We start from the raw sequence: 18,834 nt of genomic DNA on the forward strand, positions 1-18,834 counted from the left end.
GTTCGTTCAACTCACTTAAGTGAACAAAAAAAAGCTCTAAGAAGTTTCTTAGAGCTAAGATCTAACCTTGGTAGGTATCTTTATTTTTTTGCATTTTATATAGAGCATAGGCTGCTATTAATAATATTATCAGCCAAATAAATACACTTTCTATACCAGTTTTTACTCGATCTGTTGATTTTCTGTCATTACCCTTACTTAACCAAGAAAATAATCCATTATTACCATCAACACCTTGATTTTTTGTAGCTGGTGATTTTACACTAGCTGCATTTGAATCTACTTCACCATCACTTTTACTTTTTTTAGAAGCATCATCACTATCGCTCTCGCTTCCATCTTCACTAGTAGGAGGTGTAGTCTCTGTTTGATTATCCTCTTTGTCATAATTCTCAGATTCATTTTTATCATCTATAGGTTTTTTAGGGTCTTCTGGATTGTAAGGAATATCTGGGAAAATTTTATCCCACCACCAAGGCTGTTCAGCTGGTGCTTGCTCTACCGGTTTGTCTGGGTGAGCTGGGTCAAATACTTTTCCAGGATATAGTATTTCCCACCACCAAGGTACTTCTGGCCTAGATGTATCTACTGGCTTATTTGGATTTTTTGGGTCAGTAGGATCTATTGGTGGATTTTCAGGATTAAATTCTATATCAGGATTTAATTGATCCCACCACCAAGGTTTTTTATTTTTATTTGCTTGTTCATCTGATCTATCATCTGTATTTTCATTTGGAGTAGTTGGATTTTCTGGTTTGCTTGGCTCATCTGGGTCCCAAGGCCAGTTTGGCCACCATGGAAATCCTCCTGTATTGGTATCTCCTCCACCATTATCACCAGGTGTTGGTGGATTGTTTGGGTTTGGTGGATATACTGGAGGCCATTTATCATCGTTTGGATTGGTTGGCTTAGATGGATTTATTGGTTTATTAGGATTTTCTGGATCTTCAGGTTCTGTTGGATAGATTGGAGTATTATTCTCATTTCTATCTGGATTTGTAGGATCTGTCGGCTGATTTTCCTTATCTGGTTGATAAGGATTGTCTGGGTCATTTGGTTTTACCGGATTGTTTGGGTTAAATGGATGATAAGGGTTGCTAGGATTTACAATGCTTCCATCATTTCTATGAATATGGGGATCATTATTTACAAATCTAATTTTAGTACCCTTGCCAGTTTCTAGATTATCTTTATCAAAATTAGCTTCATTGTAGGTGAAAACATTGGTTTTTAGACCATCACTGCTATTTTCAACTATAAAAACTAATCTATAAGCTGATTTATCAAATGTAACACTTCTACCATTCTCTTCAAAGTCTTCGTTATCTTGGCGGATTACATATTCATATCTACCTACCTTATCAAAGTTAGGCTTATTAAAATAAACTATATAGTCTCCACTATATTCAAAGCTTGCAAGTGTTGGATTTGGAGCATTATCTTGTGGTTTGATTACTACTTTTGCTTTATGAGGGGAATTGGCCCATTTTTCTTCGCCATACATCCACTCTACACCTATAGGAATATTTATCTGGCTATCAGCAGATGTTTTTAAAAATGGCATGACTACAAGTAAAGCCACAAATATTAACTTATATATTTTTTTAAATTGCTTCATTTTAGTCTCCATTCATAGGTCTAAGTACGCCTAATAATACTGTCCTACCATTTGTAGTTGCCTTTTCACATGTAGATAAGGCTATTATTCTATCATTTCTTATATTTATATCACGCTCATGAAGCTTTGTTTTTCTAGCATGTTCGATAAGAGCTTGCCTACCCTCCATGGTGTTTGTTGAGGAAGGATTAAATATTACTGGATCATAGGCATCAATTTTGCTTACCATAAAAATTTCTATACGATAAGTTTCTTTTGGTAGGAAAAGTGTACCAGTCTTGTGTTTATCAAAGTACTTTTGGTCCTCAAAAAGCACGACATCTCCAAACATGCCCCCTCGCTCCATATGGTGGCCATATAATAGTGAATATGGATCTTTAAATTCTTTATTATTTCTGTAATCCAAAAATATAGAACCACTTAAGGCGAATTTTTTGTAAACATCCTTATTTATGTATTCCATATTGTCCTCTCCTTGGACAACAGGGTGGTCAATGTTTGTATCATCAATAGTAACCCAGGCTACTACATCTTCATTTATTTTCATCAAGTCCCAAAGAGTAGGATTTTCTCCATCTTCGGTAATTTGAGGTTTGTATTTTAAAAGCTCATCACCTGCAAAACCACCTCGAAATAGCATATACGAATTCCAAAGGGAGTAGCCTGCAAAAAGCATTACTAGTATTAAAATGATTGCGACTATACGGTCAAGTATTTTCTCGCCTATACGAGATATATTTGCTGCTGTTTGCAAATTGCTTACTCCTTTCTTTGGGATTGATTTAAATTGTTAAGATTTCTCAATGGGTGTTAGTATATAAAAATAATATTAGTTTAAAAGATCCTTCGATTTCATTCGCTACGCTCATTACACTCAGGATGACAGTTTGGTATGGAGTGGATTCTTCCCAGCATGAGTAGAGTCTAACAACATATACTGGAAATAAAGCGATTCTACTTAAACCACTCTCATCGTGCTCTGTCACCCTGAGCGTAATGTGTCGATAGACACATGAAGTCGAATGGGTCTGTTCTAATATAGTTAGTTATTTGGTAGTCCCTTCCCGGGACTAGGGGCCGTTTTAAATCTGGCGAGATTTTAATTTTTAATATGTTATTTTAGTTATTAAGCGTATTGTTCTTCTTCCTTATCTCTTTTGAAGTATACAAAGAAGATAACTCCCGCTGCTGCGATTGCTAGTACAAATGGTGCGATGTTTTCGATAAGACCTGTTGGGATTTGTGCTGTACGGCTGTTTTCCCAAGCGATATCCTCAATACCTGCAGTAACTGTAGCTTCTGCCGTTGCACCATCATCTACATTTCCACCATTAAGTGTAGCACCACCTGATACGTTAGCTACATATCCTCCATCAGCTGGATCTGACTCTGTAATTGTTACAGTATCATCAGCTGTTAGACCAGTTAATGTTATTGTAGAATTATTTGTTACACCAGAAATTGTGATATCTTGTCCAGTAGTTACTGCTTGATTTTCTACATCGTTCCCTACACCATTTGTTGAGTATCTAACAGAAGTGTTGAATCCAGATCCCACATTGATTGTAAATGTAAATGTATCTGATAAATTAGCTTGGTTACCTGTGATTGTTTTTGTAATTACAAGGTCTTCTTGAGCTAAGGTATTTTCAAAGTTAGGTGTTACCTTATTAGTTCCATCGTGAACAATATAGTAAGCTATCTCTCTACCATTATCTTCTGTTCTTTGTACAAAAACATCTATATAGTAAGTAGAATCAGAATCAGTCATACCTGATATACCAGATGGATTTTCTGTAACTTGGTATCTATATACACCTACCGGTAAATCTCCTGCTGGTTGATTTACTGTTACAGCTACATTTCCAGTTGTTTGACCAGCTGGAAGAGTTATAGAAGCAGTTTTCCCGATAAGATTTCCACCTGTTTGGTTATTATATCCTGCATAGCTTCCTCCGTTATCATCTGTTATACCTACTTCAGTGATTGTAAAATCAAATGTACCCCCACCAAAGTAGTCACTGCCTGTTACTGTTTTAGTTAGCTGAGGAACTGTGTTTGTACCTTCAGTTGTACCTGCTGGTGCTGCAAATGCGTTACCAGCAAATGCACCAAATGATAATGTAGCTGCTAGCGCTACACCAGAAACTTTTTTGAAAATATTATTTAAATTCATTTATTTTTCTCCTAATTTTTATTTTTCCTGATAAAAAGTGACTCTTTATTTAAGAAATCCTTCGACGCGCTCCGCTTGCTCAGGATGACAGGCGGTGTCTAAATTATTGATTTTGGATTATTTAGTCGGCTTGCTGACAAAGTCACTTCGTAACTTTGAAACGCCGCGACATCTGACCTACCATACATCCTGCTTCGCACGATGTGGTTAGGTCATTAGAAGTTTGACCTTCTATAAAGGGCAAATACTTTTCCCTTTATTTCATCTTTTTCAACCGGACCAAAGTATCTACCATCTTTGGCTCCTCTTCTCATATCTCCTAGGGCAAAAACTTCATTTTCTTTTAATTTAAGTGGGAATTTGATTTCTTCTGTTGTTTCATCGTATTCCCCGGTTGGGTAGAAAATATTTGTTTCTGCTTGATATGATCCGTTTACTATCAACTGTCCTTCTTTGGAAATGTCTACTTCATCTCCTCCACTTGCTACTAAACGTAGCGCGTAGTTTGCATCATTCTTACCTACCACTACTACATCACCCACATAGAAATTTCTATCAAGTCTGTAGTACATTAACAAATCACTTGGTACCATCTTTGGAAACATGTCGTCATTATAGACTACAAAAAATCCAAAAATAAAAGTGAACAACAACCATAATACTAAGATAATAAGAAATAATTTCTTAAAAAAACCTTTAATTGCATTTTTGTTTGAGACATCAACTCGTTTCTGTCTAATGATTTTATTTATATTTGTAAAATCGACAGGATCTAGCGAGGTTTTACTATCCGCCTGAGCTACTTTTATTTTTTCACTCATTGCTATTCTCTCTTAATGCTTTTAGTTCTCTATTCTTATCATCTAGTAGAGTTTCATATTTGATCTGTTGGTTTTTAAAAGCCTCGGCATAGAGGTCTGAAAACTTTTGAACTTTTGCCAGCACATCAGCTTCAGACACTCCGCCAATAGTTTGCTTCTTAAACTTAAGATTTTCTAAATATTGTTCTATTTTTTCTAATTCATTCATCAATACCCCCTGCTAGTTTTTCTTTTTTGTAAAATCTATATGCAAAGGCCATTATTGCTAGGGCAAGCATTATAACCATAGGGGCTATGTCATCGATTATGCCTGTTGGTACTGGTATTGGTTCATTTTCGAATATTACTTCAACATCACCGGTAATAGTACTTAAATTTAAAGTATCACTATTATATATCTCTCCATTGTATTTATATTTTACATAACGGTTGGAATGAGATTTTACTTTTACATTTTTACTACCATAAGGCATTTCTAATTCTATAGATTCCCCGCTTGGTATAATGTATTCTTCTTTGTAACTTTCATCATCTAACATGTAGGATACAGTAAATTTAATATCCTCTGCGGATGTATTATCGCCTTTTACATTATTAGTTATTTTAAAGGTATATTTATCTCTTTCCCATATTCCATAAAGAATGTTTGGCACACTATCATCGGTTATCATTACCTCATCGCCAGGTTGAAAGATTTTGCCACTCTCAAGATCTTTAGTTGTCGACCATCCCTTAAATGTATAGCCTATTGTATTCTTTGCTTGAGGCTTAGGAAGAATTTTTGTATCATTATTTCTCAAATCTTCTTCTCCTCTGTTATCCTCAATGTTAGTAGGCAAATCATATGGCTTATCTCTATATTCATATATAACATCCGGTATGCTTTCACTGTGTGGTGCGATTTCTTTTAAGGTCAATGTTGTAATATCATATTTATTAAATACCGGCTTAAACAATATATTACCTATAACATTTATAATATCTCCGGGTTGGAATACTTTATTAAGCATCTCAGAATCTTTTATACTTGTAAATTCAGAATTCTGATCAATTACCCAACCTTGGAAAACTTGATCTTCAGGAACTTTTAATGTTTTTCCTGTCGGATTGTTTTCATCCGGAGGAAATTTATAGATATTATCTGTATATGGCGGTATAACAATTGCTTCTGCATTATTTACATACTCATTAGGATCTGTATAAATATAATCGCCACCTTCTAGTTGGGGTGCTCTATACTTTACTCTATAGATTTGTGATAGAGGTCTAAATTCTTCTCCCACTGGGGCTAACCAGACAGGATATAGGAATAAATCGCTATAAACAGGATCACTAAAGTTGTATTCTGTTAGTGTACCGTTGATAAATGCATACCATCTAAGCTCTGACCCTGGGGTTTGTTGGGCTACGGGAGGTTTGTCCGCACTAAGCTTAGACCTATCTACCGTATCCCCCCTTTTTACTTTTTGTTCAATAACACCTGCTTCAGGGTTGTTTCTTTGCCTATAAGCTCTAACTGTATAGACTGGCTCTTCCCATTTGGCGTATAATTTTACATTATTGTCAGGCATGGTCATTGATTTTAGGTCTACTGGATTACCTGCACCATTGGGTTTATCAAACCATCCGGCAAATATTTTGCCATCGTCATTTTTTGTTTGACCAATTATATAATTTTCTGGGGCATATTGAGCCAAGGATGAATCATATAAAATGTTACTTTTTATGATATCAGGTCCATTTCCATTAGTAGAAAAGATTAGATCGTGCCTATTTCTCTGATAGAAAACCCACACCTCATTTTGTTCAGATGTCTTACCATCGGCGTGCCTTGTACTTGCTCTGGCGAAGTTGTTTCCTGGTCTTTCTACGTATTTGTAGGTATAGCCTGGTATGATTTCTCCACCAGTATAACCTTGCCTTGATGAGTCTACTTGAGATGTTTTTGCATCAAGTCTAATTAGCTGGTTGGTCTCAACATCAATGATTCTAACATTCCATTCATTCCTACCTTCACGCCATGCTAATAGATTGTAGTTGTTTTTTGGCATCCTTGGAGGACTGGTCACAATTTGACCAGCTATACCATTTTCCTTAAAAGTATACCCTGAAGGCAACTTTCTTAGAGCTTCCTCAAAATAAGGCTTGGTATCTGCTCCCCATTTTAATTCTACTTTTACAACGTCAGTCTCATAAAGAACGTATGACTCAAAAATTCTAAATATGAATTTATCCCTATCATAGTAGAGATTAATCTCTGTGGAGTCATCCCCTCTTATGATTTTTCGTTCATCAGCCCTGACATAGTGTATCTTTTCATTATTCATAGTAGTAGCAGATAGTTTATAAGTGCTTGAATCAGCGTTAGTATATGTTCCGGCATTAGCATTTTTTGTTTCAGAATCATATAGGGAGTAGCCACTATCATCAGCGTTTTCCATAAAATGGTTGATGGTATATTTAACCACCCTAGGAGTCCATATGGCATAAAGGGTCATGTCTTTAGTGATAGGGGTATTGGAATTAAATTGACTTCCATTTTTTGAAGTCGACCAGTACTTAAAGTCATAGCCTGGCCTTACTGGTTTTGCAAGATCATTTAAACTTAATTTGTCTCCACTATATACGACTTTATTATTTACATGAGTCCCTCCTTGGGAATCAAAGGTAACTGTTAGTGCTTTTTTATATACTGCATAAAGGTTAAGTCTAACGAAATTGTCTGCACCCTGTACACTTTGGATAGAGTCCTTTGTGATTGGAGTGCTAAAGTCAAAAGCTGTACTTCCTTCTGGCTTTGTAGCCCAGTGTGAAAATACAGTTCCACTTTCGCCTGGGATTACTGGTACATCTTCTGTTGTAACTTTATCGCCTAGCGGTATTTCCTTAGTGGATAAGACTTCATTCACGTATCTTATAGTTCCATCACTATTTTTAACTTCTTTTCTATCTATAAAGTTGATATAGGCTACATCAGAATATTTTCCATTTAGATATATGGTTTTAGGAGATGATTCTGTTACAGTCACCGGTTTATCAAAATTGAATTTCTCTCCAAAAGTATCTGTCTCTATATCATAATAATGCCAGCCTGCAAACTTACCCTTATAACTCAAGATAGGTAATTCTGGTTCAATTAGCTTTTCACTATCTCTAATTGTTTGGGTATCCCATACTTCTCTATTGCCATCTTTATTCCTATTTAAAAATACAAACTTTATTGCTTGTGCTTCTGGGTCTGTGATAGCATAGATAGAAAAGCTATCAGCCTTAAAAGTTACTGTGTCATTTGTCTTATTATCTACTTCAACCTTTTCTTCTGGCGCATATTGGTCTTCTTTGTGGTAGACTTCTATGTCTTTTGCTTCTTCTATTCTTTGGTTACTAATCTCTACTTCTACATTATTCTTTGCTGTGACTTTGTATTCTTCGTCATTTTCATCAAAGATTGTTATATCGTAAGCTGCTAAGATTTCTTTACCTTCAATTTCAATCTCTACTGGATATGCTTTTACTTTTGTATATCCTGGTAGGTTACCTGAAAGTTTTATTCTTGTTCCATCGTTTGATTTTTGGCTATAAGACTTATCTGTGTATATATCCGCTAATACTTGTTGATAGGTTAGTTTTTCTTCTGTCTCTTCTTCTAATTTATTAGTTTCAGATTTTTCTTCGGATTCTTCGTAATCTTCTTTACTTTCAGACTCATTATCAATAGTACTTTGTGGATTTTCTTTAGAATCTTCTTCTTTTGATTCCGCTTCATCTTTTATTTCTTCAGAATTTTCATCTTTTGGAAGTTCTTCAGATTTATTTTTAGATTCTGAATCTTCTTCTGTGTCTGAACTTTTTTTAATAGTTTCTTCTTTGTCAGATTTATCTGCTTTTAAATTTCCAGCAATAACATCTAAAAAGTCTTTTTTCCAATCTATTAGTTCTAAATTATTAGTTGGCTTCGGGTCTTCATTATTAGTTGCTGGAATTTCTTTTTGATTTAATGAACTTGTTAAGCTATCTAAGATATCCTTTGGATCTTCAACTTCCTTTTCTTTTGTTAGCTCATTGTTTAATTCTTCATTATTATCTTGAATAGTTATAAATGGAGATTTAACTTCATCATCTTTTGCTTGATTTGTTAAAGTTTCCTTTTCTTCTTTTTCGATATCTTTTGCAATGGCAAACTCATCTGCTTTGCTATCTAGCTTTATTTGATTGGAAAGTTTTGAAAAATCATTTATTTCAGTGAATCTTAAATCTGCTTCATCTTTTTCATAGAAGTAGACTTTATCTAAGTCTCTTAATTTACTCGATTTAATTTCGATTTTATATTCATCATTAGAATTTTTATCGTATAAGTTGTCATCTTTATCAAATATTTCAAAACCAAAAGCTAAGACATTTTCTTTTTCCATGTCTGTAATAGCATTTTGAATTTCATAGGCTTTTAGGCTGCCATTTTCTGGCATATTACCTGTGATTTTGATGTCGATATCTTCACTGCTTAATTTTGTGTAGGAACTGTCTTCGTATAAAGTTGCGCTATCAGATTTTTTAACTATTTTTTCTTTTTCTTCTATTTCTTCTGTTTCTATCTGTGGTGTGTCTGATGTTGCTTCTTTATTAGTTTCTTCCTCTCGTTCTACTTGTATTTCTGATTGTTGTTCTTCAGTTTTAGTATCAACTGGAGCTTGGTCTTTAACTTCTTCAGTTTTTTCAGGAATATCAAGTTGAGTGTCGCTAGTTTCTGCTGGCTTCTCATCATCTTTTACTTCATTTATACTTTCATTCATTATGGAAGTATTTTGTTCTACATCTGCACTTGCATATGATTTACTTGCTGCAAGAGGCGCAATAGTAGATGATACTAACATTGAAAAAGCCATTATTGCGGACATTAACTTATATTTCAAACTTAACAGTCCCCCTTTCTTTAACTTTTAACATTTTGTTACTAATATATATAAACTAACTTTAAATTTATTTTAAATTTTATATTATTACTATACTGTTTACTCTACACATTTCAAACAAAATTTATAATTTTAGAAAATTTTTATTATGTCAAAAGATTGGAATATCAATATTTATCTAGGAAATCATTTACCCTAGTATTTTAGTCAGAATTAAGATTAATACTTTACAAGTATACACCAAAAATATGCTTTGTCATTTTTTATCTATGTTATATTTACCCAAAAAATAAAAACCCTTTATAAAGGGCTTTTATTTTTTTGAGTAGGCAATATTTACTTTCAGTCTTCTAACAAATCTAATGAGAGTTAGGATAAATAATATTGTACCAAGTATGGCAAATATTAGTGTTGTTATTCTTGTGATTTTAACCATATTATCCGTTTTACCATTTTCTTCTTCATTTTGACTTGCTGGCAATTCCTTGCCCGGAATTTTAAACTCTTCTGCAATCGCACTTTCGTCTCGATAGCCGTTTACAAGAAGTCTGTTTGGTCTAGGTGGTAAAAACGGACTACAAGTCAAAAGTGTTATGATATCTTCATTACCTCGCGGAGCAAGTTTATCCCAATCGTAAGGGCCTATCACCTCTTTATCTTTAACTACATATCGCATAGTTTCTTCAGCACGTTCTATATAAATATAATCTCCTGGCTGGAGCTGATCAATATATAAAAACATAGTATCTGTCCACCATCCTCTGTGGCCTGCTATAACAGATCTTGTTCCCGCACCTCCAATTGGTATAGACGTCCCGTCTACTTGGGCTACTCCTAGAGAAATGTGATCAAGGGTTGCATCAAGATATAAGGGCAAGTGTTTATCTAGTTTTGGTATAGATAAATAAGCAAAGGGTGTGTTGGTTTGTGTAAATTTTTCGTATCTAGTTTCGTAATCCTCAGCAGTAAATGGATCTGAAACAGTGATGTCAGAGTTTTTTACAGTTTCATTGTATTCTTTGGCATTTTCTGTTTCTTCTAAAACTTCTGCCTCTGACCTTTGGCTTTGAGCTTTTTCAAAGTTTTTTTGGGAGGCAAGGGCTGAGTAATCATTATAACTTCTTCTAATAAGAGGCACTGTTACAAACAGTAAACCCAAAAGAATAAGTAGATAACCTATAGTACTACTTTTTGTAAGTTTTAATCGATTCTTCAATAGTCTTTACCTCCGTACTTAGTGTATTTCTTCTTCTATGTTCTCTTATTATAATTATAATTAATACTGCAATAATTGGTAAGAGAATTAATGATAATTGTAAAAAGTCAGGTGCAAGTCTTTTGCTATTTGCCACTCCATCATCGATTGCCTCTTGGTAAGGAATCCTATGTCCTCTTACCAAAAGCCTGTGGGAATTTATCATATATGGTGTACATGTCAAAAGAGTTGCATAGTCATGGCCTTCTTCTACCATAACCGGGCTAAAATCTGATGGGTCAACCACCTGAATTTTATCCACTTGATAGGCTAGGGTACCTTCAAGATTATGGATATAAAAAACATCCCCTTCTACAAGCTGGTCTAGGTTTCTAAAAAGTTTAGCATTTGGTAGACCCCTGTGGCCGGTAATAACCGCATGGGTACTTTTACCTCCAATCGGCAAAGAGGTACCCTCTAAGTGGCCTAGTCCTTTTTCTAGAACATCATCAGTTGTACCTGCATATATTGGCAAATCTTGCCCGATTCTAGGAACTTCCAAGTGTCCTAACATTTCATTTACCTCAAGCATCCTAGCATATTCTGCACGTCCTGCCTTTTCTTCTTCAGTAAATGGGTCGGATAAACGTGATGGATCTAGGGTGTCGTTGTAGGCACGGGCTAAGTCCATACGTCTTTTGACTTCTTCTTTGTCTATATCTTCTGTTTCTTTGCTAAATTCTACAACCTCACTGCCAGACTCTATTTCATAGTATTTCTGACTTATTAAAGGATAGGCAAATATCAAAAGACCTACAAGAAAGATAAGGGCAAAGGGAAGATTTCTCTTTAGCCTTTGTTTCCTATTCATTTATCTCACCATTTGTATTATCCTGATTGCTTGGAGTATTTGTATTTCTCATTTGTTCAAACATATCAGATCCATTTTGGTAAGAAGGATAGCCACCATTATAGCTTCCATTCATAACGATATTCTTTAAGTTTTCTTGTTCTTTACGTACTTCTTCAAGTCGTTTATAGTAGTCCTTATTTTCTTTTCTTAATTTTATAAGCCTAATAATAAGGACTAAAATCAAGAATAGGGCTACGAAAAATAATATTCTAAACATCCAGTTCGCTCTATTCGTCCTAATTAATTCTTCATCCACAGCAGGTACATATGGTACCCTGTGTCCTCTTACTATCAGCCTGTGGGTATTGATCATAACCGGCGTACAGGTCAAAAGTGTAACATAGTCATGACCTGGTGCTACCACTAACTCAGAGAAATCGGATGGGTCGATAACTTTTATTTGGTCTACTTGGTAGGCCATAACGCCTTCTATGTTGTGAACATAAAATTTATCCCCGATTTCTAATTGGTTTAGGTGGGTAAAAAGTGTTGCTTCTGGTAAACCTGAGTGGGCAGTTAAAACAGAATGTGTACTATTGCCCCCAACTGGTAGGGAAGTTCCCTCAAGGTGGCCCACACCTTTTTGTAAAATATCCTCGCTAGTACCAGCATAGATTGGCAAGTCTTGGTTGATTCGTGGGACTTCTAAGTGACCAATCATTTCTGCTACTTCTAGCATACGAGCATATTCTTTTTTACCTTCTTCTTGCTTTTCTCTGGTGTATGGATCATCAGCTATATCTCCTGATAAGGACTCATTATAAGCATGAGCCAAGTCCATACGTCTTTTAATTTCTTCAGTAGATAAATCTTCTGTACCGGACTTAAAAGTATCTACCTGATTAGTTGAATCTATACGATAATAAAGTCTATTTATTAGAGGATATAGCATGATAAGTATCCCTAATAAAAATATTATACGCCAAGCCCACTTAGAAGCCTTTGACTGAGGCTTTTTCTTCTTTTTTACCTTTTTATTAGGATTTGACTTATTATCTTTAGCTTGTTCTTTAGTTTTATTTTTCTTCTTAAAAGCCATAGTGCCTCTCGTTTTCATAAAAAAAGGTGCTTTTGCCTAAGCACCCTTGAGCAGTTTTTGATAAATAATTTTATCTTTTCCGCTTTTATTAAATTCTTTTAACTAAAATTTAGTCAAATTATTGTAATGGAACTCGTCCAATTTGAGTTTTTTCTTCTTTTCTTACTATGTGGTTACCAAATAAAATCATTATTAAACCAATAGCTATAAATACCAATATTCTAATATCACCTGTCTTTACAAGAGGCCCTCTTGGTACTCCAGGAGTATCTTTTGGTACGTAGTAAGTTTTTGGTGGGCTTACTACTGGAGGAACTGTTGTCCTTGTAGTTGGTGGTGTAGTTGTTCTTGGTGGAGTGGTGCCTGGAGGGCTAACCACTGGTGGTGTTACTGGTCTATCTGGATTTCTCTTATTGACAATCATAATTGCTTCTGCATTTGCAGAATCTTTTGAAATTGTAAACTCAATTGGATTTACATCTAGAATGTAACCTGCCGGAGCTGCTGTTTCTCTAAGGACATATTTGCCGTAAGGTAGGTTTTCTACCTTAAATTCACCGTTGTCCCCAGATTTTACCGTATATCTTTTGCCATTTACTTCATATGGAGTTTGTTTACCATCTTCGCTTACTTTATAAAGGGCAAAGGTTGCTCCTGCTAGTCTTTTTTGTTCTTTGCTATCATCTACTTTTACAAAATTATATGACCCGTAAGGGCTATTTGGTGTTGGGGGGCTAACTGATGGTGGAGTTACTGGTCTGTTTTTGATAGTAAATGTAGGATTTTCACGGCTTAATCCTTCTGATTCTTTGCCACGGTTTTCAGCTAAGTTATAATCTTTTTGTGGTTGATTTTCTCTAAAGAAGTATTCCCCTTCTGGCAAACCTCTCACATCAATTTGTCCATTTACACCTGTATATAGTTGGTATTCTATTTCTGATTCTGCTAGATCATCTCTAAATTCATATAATCCAGCCTTACCCTTCACTCCCACACGTTCCTCAGTGATTTGTGCAGTATTATCATCATTTTCATTTGTAACTACTTTAAATAATTCAAAGCCAACTTTATCGATTGGCTCATCTGTAATGGAGTCTACTTTGTTAAGTCTAAGCTCGATTGGTGTTGGATTTTTGAAGTTTTTTACTTCAACAACTTCATTTCTCTTAACTGGATAATTGTTATCATTGTTTATAACATATCCATCACGTTGTTTTACCTCTCTAAATACATAAGTATTTGCTTCTGCAAGCTCTGGTAAACCTTCTATTGCTATCTCACCTTTTTCATTAGTTGTAAATGTATCGGTATATTGGTTGCCAATATCATAGTTGCCATTTTCATCTATACCAACTGGTGTAAGATTCTTTCCTGCTTTAACATAAAGTCTAAATTCTACGCCGGCAAGATCTTCATTTGTATTTCCATCTACCTTGTGGAGACCTATGGTAAATCTTTGGCCTTCTTTTCTGTTTACAACTGTTTTTGTACGACCTTCTTCAGAATTGTAAGTAAACTCTTCAGTATCTCTTTCATCTTCATTTATTATATAATCTTCAATGGTTTGAGTTTCTCTAAAGAAGTAGTCGCCATCAGGTAAATTATTAATTTCAATCTTACCATCTGCATTGGTTACAAGATCTGGCTCACCTTGGTCTTCTTTGTAAGCATAAATGCCATCTGCAGTTTTTTCTAGATTAATTGCTTCTTCTTCGCCATCTTCATTTTTTCTTAGAAGGTTAAAAGTAACACCTTCTAGGTCAATAGGCTCAAGGTCGCTAGATTCATCTTTATATGCAATTTTATGTAATACTAAAGGTACTTTTTTGTGTTGCTCAGTTTTTACATTTATTTCTTGAACATCAACTATCCCTGCTTGGATATTGGTAGTTGTGCTAGTTATCCTATATTCATGTTTTTCAGCTGAATCGTCAGTTTCTTTTAATAGGTAAGCTCCTGGTGTTAGATTTTCTAATCTTATGACATCATGGGAATCTTCTACTGTTGATTTTAAAGTTTCGCCTACTGGTTCGAATTCTTTTTCTACTTCAGCTATTGTCATAGCATCGTATTTGAGGCGTTTTTCTTCTAGCTCTTTACTTGTAAGATTTTCCTCACTTATCTTATACACCTTTAGCTCACGAGCTGGGCTATTCTCATCTCTATCCTTACCATTTCTTGGTATTCTTATGGTAATTTGGCTTTTGTTATTTGTTGACTGCGTATTTGCAGCATAGGTTGTTGGCGATAAAACTGCTGCTAGTACCATAAAGATACTAAGCAATCCAGCCATTAACCTGCTTTTTTTCTTAGTTAACATAATAAACTCCTATCAGTATAGATATTTTGTAAATAATTTCACATAATTTTAGTTAGACTTATTCAGATATATTATATCGTATCACTAGGGAATATACAATTGAATTTGCTGATAATTTAGGCATTTTAGAAGAAAATTACGATTTCTAAAAACATTGTTAAAAAACTTATTAAGATAAATTTACCAATAATTTCGATTAGTTATAACTTATACTTGTACTTGTAAACCCGACTCTTTTAGTATTATAATTATAGGTATGAAAGGAGATTTTATGGCAAAATATAATCCAAAAAGCTCAGATCCAGCTGAGTTTATAAACCATGAAGAAATTTTAGAAACAATTGACTATGGTAGAGCAAATGCTCACAATAGACAACTTATTATAGATATATTAGAAAAGGCTAGAAAGGCTAGGGGGCTTAATCACAGAGAAGCATTTGTGCTTTTATCATGTGCAGAAGATGACCTAAACGAAGAAATCTTTAAAGTTGCAAAAGAGCTAAAACTTAAGTTTTATGCCAACCGTATAGTTCTCTTTGCCCCACTATACCTATCAAACTACTGTATAAATGGATGTACATATTGCCCATATCACGGCCATAATAGACACATTCCTCGTAGAAAATTAACCCAAGAAGAAATCCGTGAGCAAGTAATTGCCCTTCAAGATATGGGACATAAAAGACTAGCCCTAGAGGCTGGCGAAGATCCAAGAAACAATCCTATTGAGTATATCCTTGAATCTATCGATACAATTTATAATATCCACCACGAAAATGGTGCTATCCGTAGGGTAAATGTAAATATCGCTGCAACCACAACAGAAAACTACAAAAAACTTCACGATGCAGAAATAGGAACTTATATCCTATTCCAAGAAACTTATAACAAAGAAAACTACGAAAAACTCCACGCTTACGGACCAAAATCAGACTACGAATACCACACCACAGCCCACGATAGAGCTATGGATGCAGGTATAGATGATGTGGGCCTTGGAGTTTTATATGGACTTGATAGCTACGAATACGAATTTATCGGCCAATTAATGCATGCAGAACACCTTGAAGCAAAATATAATGTCGGCCCACACACAATTTCCGTGCCACGTATCCAACCAGGAGATGATGTAGATGTAGAAGACTTTGAAAATGCCCTAGCAGATGATGTATTTGAAAAAGTAGTTGCATGTATCCGTGTTGCAGCTCCTTATACAGGTATGATTGTATCAACTCGTGAAAGCGAACAAATGCGTGGCAGACTACTAGATTTAGGTATCAGCCAAATCTCAGGTGCTTCCAAAACATCTGTAGGTGGATACACAGAAAATGAAACCAAAGGCTCAGACCAATTTGAACTATCAGACAACAGAACCCTAGATGAAGTTGTAGACTGGTTAATAGAAAAAGACCACATCCCATCATTCTGTACAGCATGCTACAGAAAAGGTAGAACTGGTGAAGTATTTATGGAAATGGTAAAAAATGTCGGAATAGGAAACATTTGCCAACCAAACGCCCTAGTAACCTTAAAAGAATATGGCCAAGACTACGCAAGCGAAAAAACAAAAGCAGATATCGAAGCCCTAATAGGCCGTGAAATAGACACTATTCCAAATGAAGAAGTAAGAAAAAATACTATAGAAAACTTAGCCGCAGTAGAAAATGGCAAAAGAGACCTATATATATGAGAACTTCAAATGGAGAAAGAGTGCACATTGCCATATTTGGTAACACCAATTCAGGTAAATCGACACTTTTAAACTATATAACCGGGCAAGAAACAGCCATAGTTTCTGCCACCCACGGTACAACAACCGACCCTATTAATAAGCCCATGGAAATCCACGGGCTAGGGCCGGTCCTTTTTATAGATACTGCAGGGATCAATGATAAGACAGACCTATCAGATAAGAGAGTAGCAAAATCAGTCGGTGTTTTAGAAAAAGCAGACCTATTTTTATACGTTCTAAGCCTAGAGGATGATTTAAGCTTTGTAGAAAAATTAAAAGAAAAAAATAAGCCAATTATCTTTATAGCACCAAAACAAGACCTAGAAATAGGGAAAAAAATTGCAGAAAAATTTAAAGATTTAAAACCACTTGCAATCAATGTAGAAACTGATGATAGGTATAAACTATTTGATAAAATAAAAGAAATAGCAGCTAATGATGGCCCATTAACCCTTACGGGAAGATTAGTAAAAAAAGCTGACACAGTAGTATTAGTTATGCCCCAAGATGAGGCCGCTCCAAAAGATAGGCTAATCAAACCGCAGGTAATGACCATCAGGGAATTGATAGACAAGGATGCAGTTTGCATCAGTACAAGCCTAGAAAACTTTTCAAACACTCTAAGCGTGCTAAAAAATCCACCAGACTTAATAATTACAGATTCAAAAGTATTTAAAGATGTCTACAAGCAAAAGCCAGCAGACAGTAAACTGACAAGCTTTTCTGTACTAATGAGTGGATTTAAGGGGGATGTAGACTACTTTAGAGAATCAGTAAAAGTTTTAGATGACAAAGTAGAAAATGTATTAATAGCAGAAGTGTGCACCCACCCACCCATAGACGAAGACATAGGTACGGTAAAAATTCCAAAAATGCTTAGAAAAAAATATCCTGATATAAACATAGACTTTGCCAGAGGCGAAGACTTTCACGATATAGAAAAATACGATTTAATCATAGAGTGCGGATCATGTATGTTTAACCGCGCCAGTGTAATGAATAGGGTAAAACAATGCAAAGAAAAAAACATCCCAATGACAAATTACGGGATGACAATAGCATATTTGCAAGGAATATTAGATAAAATAGACTACCAAGTTTAAGCTTGGTAGTTTTTTTGTGTAAGAAGGTATATAAGAATAATAAGACAGATATCTCCATGCGCGGCGCTTTTCTTGCTTAGTTGATATGGACAGGGTGTAACATAGATTTTAAATTATATTTCAATACAAAATCAAATCCCATTTCAACCGAGATATCTTTGATTTTGAGTGGAGAAATCTGGCTTGACCTTCTATTTTATGTAACAGATATCTCCACGCGCGGCGCTTCGCTTGCTTGGTCGATATGGATAGGGTGGATCTTAGATTTTAATTATATTTCAAAACACAAGAACTCCATTTCGACCGAGCACCATAGGTGCGAGTGGAGAAATCTGTGTCAACTCCTCTATTCTATCTAACAGATATCTCCACGCATTTCGCTTACGCTCACTTGGTCGATATGGATATGAGACCGCACAGAATGTAGATTCTATTTCAGCACAAAAACAATACCGTTTCGACCGAGATATCTTTGATTTTGAGTGGAGAAATCTGGCTTGACCTTCTATTCTATGTAACAGATATCTCCACGCATTTCGCTTACGCTCATTTGGTCGATATGGATATGAGGCCGCACAGAATATAATTTTATTTCAGTGCAGAAAAACAACTCCATTTCGACCGAGAAATCTTGATTTTGAGTGGAGAAATCTGTGTCAAAGTTTAAAATAAATATGATTCAATATCAGTATTCCATCTATCCGTCAAATCTTCCCAATCGGGATTCATAGAATTTATTAACCTATCTTTTTTGATACGGCTCCATTTCTTTAATTGCTTTTCCCTAGCTAGTGCTCCGAATTTATCATCGGTCCACTCATAGTACACTAATTTTACAGTATTGTAGCGATCAGAGAATCCATTTACCAAGTGATTTTTATGCTCATACATTCGTTTTTCTAAATTATGAGTCATGCCTACATAGACAGTTGTATTTGTTGCATTTGTTAATATATAGACGTAATAATTATTGGTCATATTTTCTCCCCGATTATAAATTACAGTTA

Annotated in this window: 13 protein-coding genes; 2 read left to right on the plus strand and 11 right to left on the minus strand. The window is 35.1% G+C overall.

Translation table 11 applies throughout. The features are described 5' to 3' along the window. Window positions 1–61: 61 nt before the first annotated feature. The 10 genes from AB9Q04_RS01590 to AB9Q04_RS01635 form a co-directional block, all read right to left on the minus strand. A complete protein-coding gene (locus AB9Q04_RS01590) occupies window positions 62–1,618 on the minus strand; it encodes a hypothetical protein (protein WP_410023638.1) in 1,557 nt (518 codons plus the stop codon). A 1-nt stretch (window position 1,619) separates the two neighbouring features. After that, on the minus strand, window positions 1,620–2,372 hold the full coding sequence (gene srtB / locus AB9Q04_RS01595; RefSeq protein WP_410023640.1) for a class B sortase: 753 nt from the start codon (window positions 2,370–2,372) through the stop codon (window positions 1,620–1,622). Window positions 2,373–2,744: 372 nt separating this feature from the next. Then, window positions 2,745–3,794 (minus strand): DUF7601 domain-containing protein, encoded by a 1,050-nt coding sequence (locus tag AB9Q04_RS01600; RefSeq protein WP_410023641.1) that lies wholly within the window; start codon window positions 3,792–3,794, stop codon window positions 2,745–2,747. 215 nt (window positions 3,795–4,009) lie between these two features. After that, complete coding sequence (gene lepB / locus AB9Q04_RS01605) at window positions 4,010–4,615, minus strand: signal peptidase I (protein ID WP_410023642.1); 606 nt, start codon at window positions 4,613–4,615, stop codon at window positions 4,010–4,012. Beyond that, complete coding sequence (locus AB9Q04_RS01610; RefSeq protein WP_410023643.1) at window positions 4,608–4,823, minus strand: hypothetical protein; 216 nt, start codon at window positions 4,821–4,823, stop codon at window positions 4,608–4,610. Before AB9Q04_RS01610 ends, lepB begins: the two co-directional genes overlap by 8 nt. Further along, the gene (locus AB9Q04_RS01615) at window positions 4,816–9,525 is read right to left on the minus strand and encodes an InlB B-repeat-containing protein (protein ID WP_410023644.1); all 4,710 of its coding nucleotides are present in this window, start codon (window positions 9,523–9,525) and stop codon (window positions 4,816–4,818) included. Before AB9Q04_RS01615 ends, AB9Q04_RS01610 begins: the two co-directional genes overlap by 8 nt. A gap of 313 nt (window positions 9,526–9,838) precedes the next feature. Continuing rightward, window positions 9,839–10,741, minus strand: coding sequence for a class C sortase (locus AB9Q04_RS01620; RefSeq protein WP_410023645.1), 903 nt, complete (start codon window positions 10,739–10,741; stop codon window positions 9,839–9,841). Then, on the minus strand, window positions 10,710–11,591 hold the full coding sequence (locus tag AB9Q04_RS01625) for a class C sortase (RefSeq protein WP_410023646.1): 882 nt from the start codon (window positions 11,589–11,591) through the stop codon (window positions 10,710–10,712). The genes AB9Q04_RS01620 and AB9Q04_RS01625 overlap by 32 nt, the downstream gene beginning before the upstream one ends. After that, window positions 11,584–12,672, minus strand: coding sequence for a class C sortase (locus tag AB9Q04_RS01630; RefSeq protein WP_410023647.1), 1,089 nt, complete (start codon window positions 12,670–12,672; stop codon window positions 11,584–11,586). Before AB9Q04_RS01630 ends, AB9Q04_RS01625 begins: the two co-directional genes overlap by 8 nt. A gap of 118 nt (window positions 12,673–12,790) precedes the next feature. Then, a complete protein-coding gene (locus AB9Q04_RS01635) occupies window positions 12,791–14,992 on the minus strand; it encodes a SpaA isopeptide-forming pilin-related protein (RefSeq protein WP_410023648.1) in 2,202 nt (733 codons plus the stop codon). Window positions 14,993–15,263: 271 nt separating this feature from the next. On the opposite strand from AB9Q04_RS01635, the gene hydG reads away from it, so the two are divergent. Together hydG and hydF are read left to right on the plus strand one after the other, a co-directional pair. Continuing rightward, complete coding sequence (gene hydG, locus AB9Q04_RS01640; protein WP_410023649.1) at window positions 15,264–16,682, plus strand: [FeFe] hydrogenase H-cluster radical SAM maturase HydG; 1,419 nt, start codon at window positions 15,264–15,266, stop codon at window positions 16,680–16,682. Continuing rightward, window positions 16,679–17,827, plus strand: coding sequence for a [FeFe] hydrogenase H-cluster maturation GTPase HydF (gene hydF, locus AB9Q04_RS01645; protein WP_410023650.1), 1,149 nt, complete (start codon window positions 16,679–16,681; stop codon window positions 17,825–17,827). Before hydG ends, hydF begins: the two co-directional genes overlap by 4 nt. A 663-nt stretch (window positions 17,828–18,490) precedes the next feature. Here hydF and AB9Q04_RS01650 read toward each other — a convergent pair. Beyond that, window positions 18,491–18,805: a GIY-YIG nuclease family protein gene (locus AB9Q04_RS01650; protein ID WP_410023651.1), complete on the minus strand. Its 315-nt coding sequence runs from the start codon at window positions 18,803–18,805 to the stop codon at window positions 18,491–18,493. Window positions 18,806–18,834 lie beyond the last annotated feature (29 nt).

The organism is Anaerococcus groningensis, assembly GCF_046365465.1.
GTDB lineage: Bacteria > Bacillota > Clostridia > Tissierellales > Peptoniphilaceae > Anaerococcus > Anaerococcus groningensis.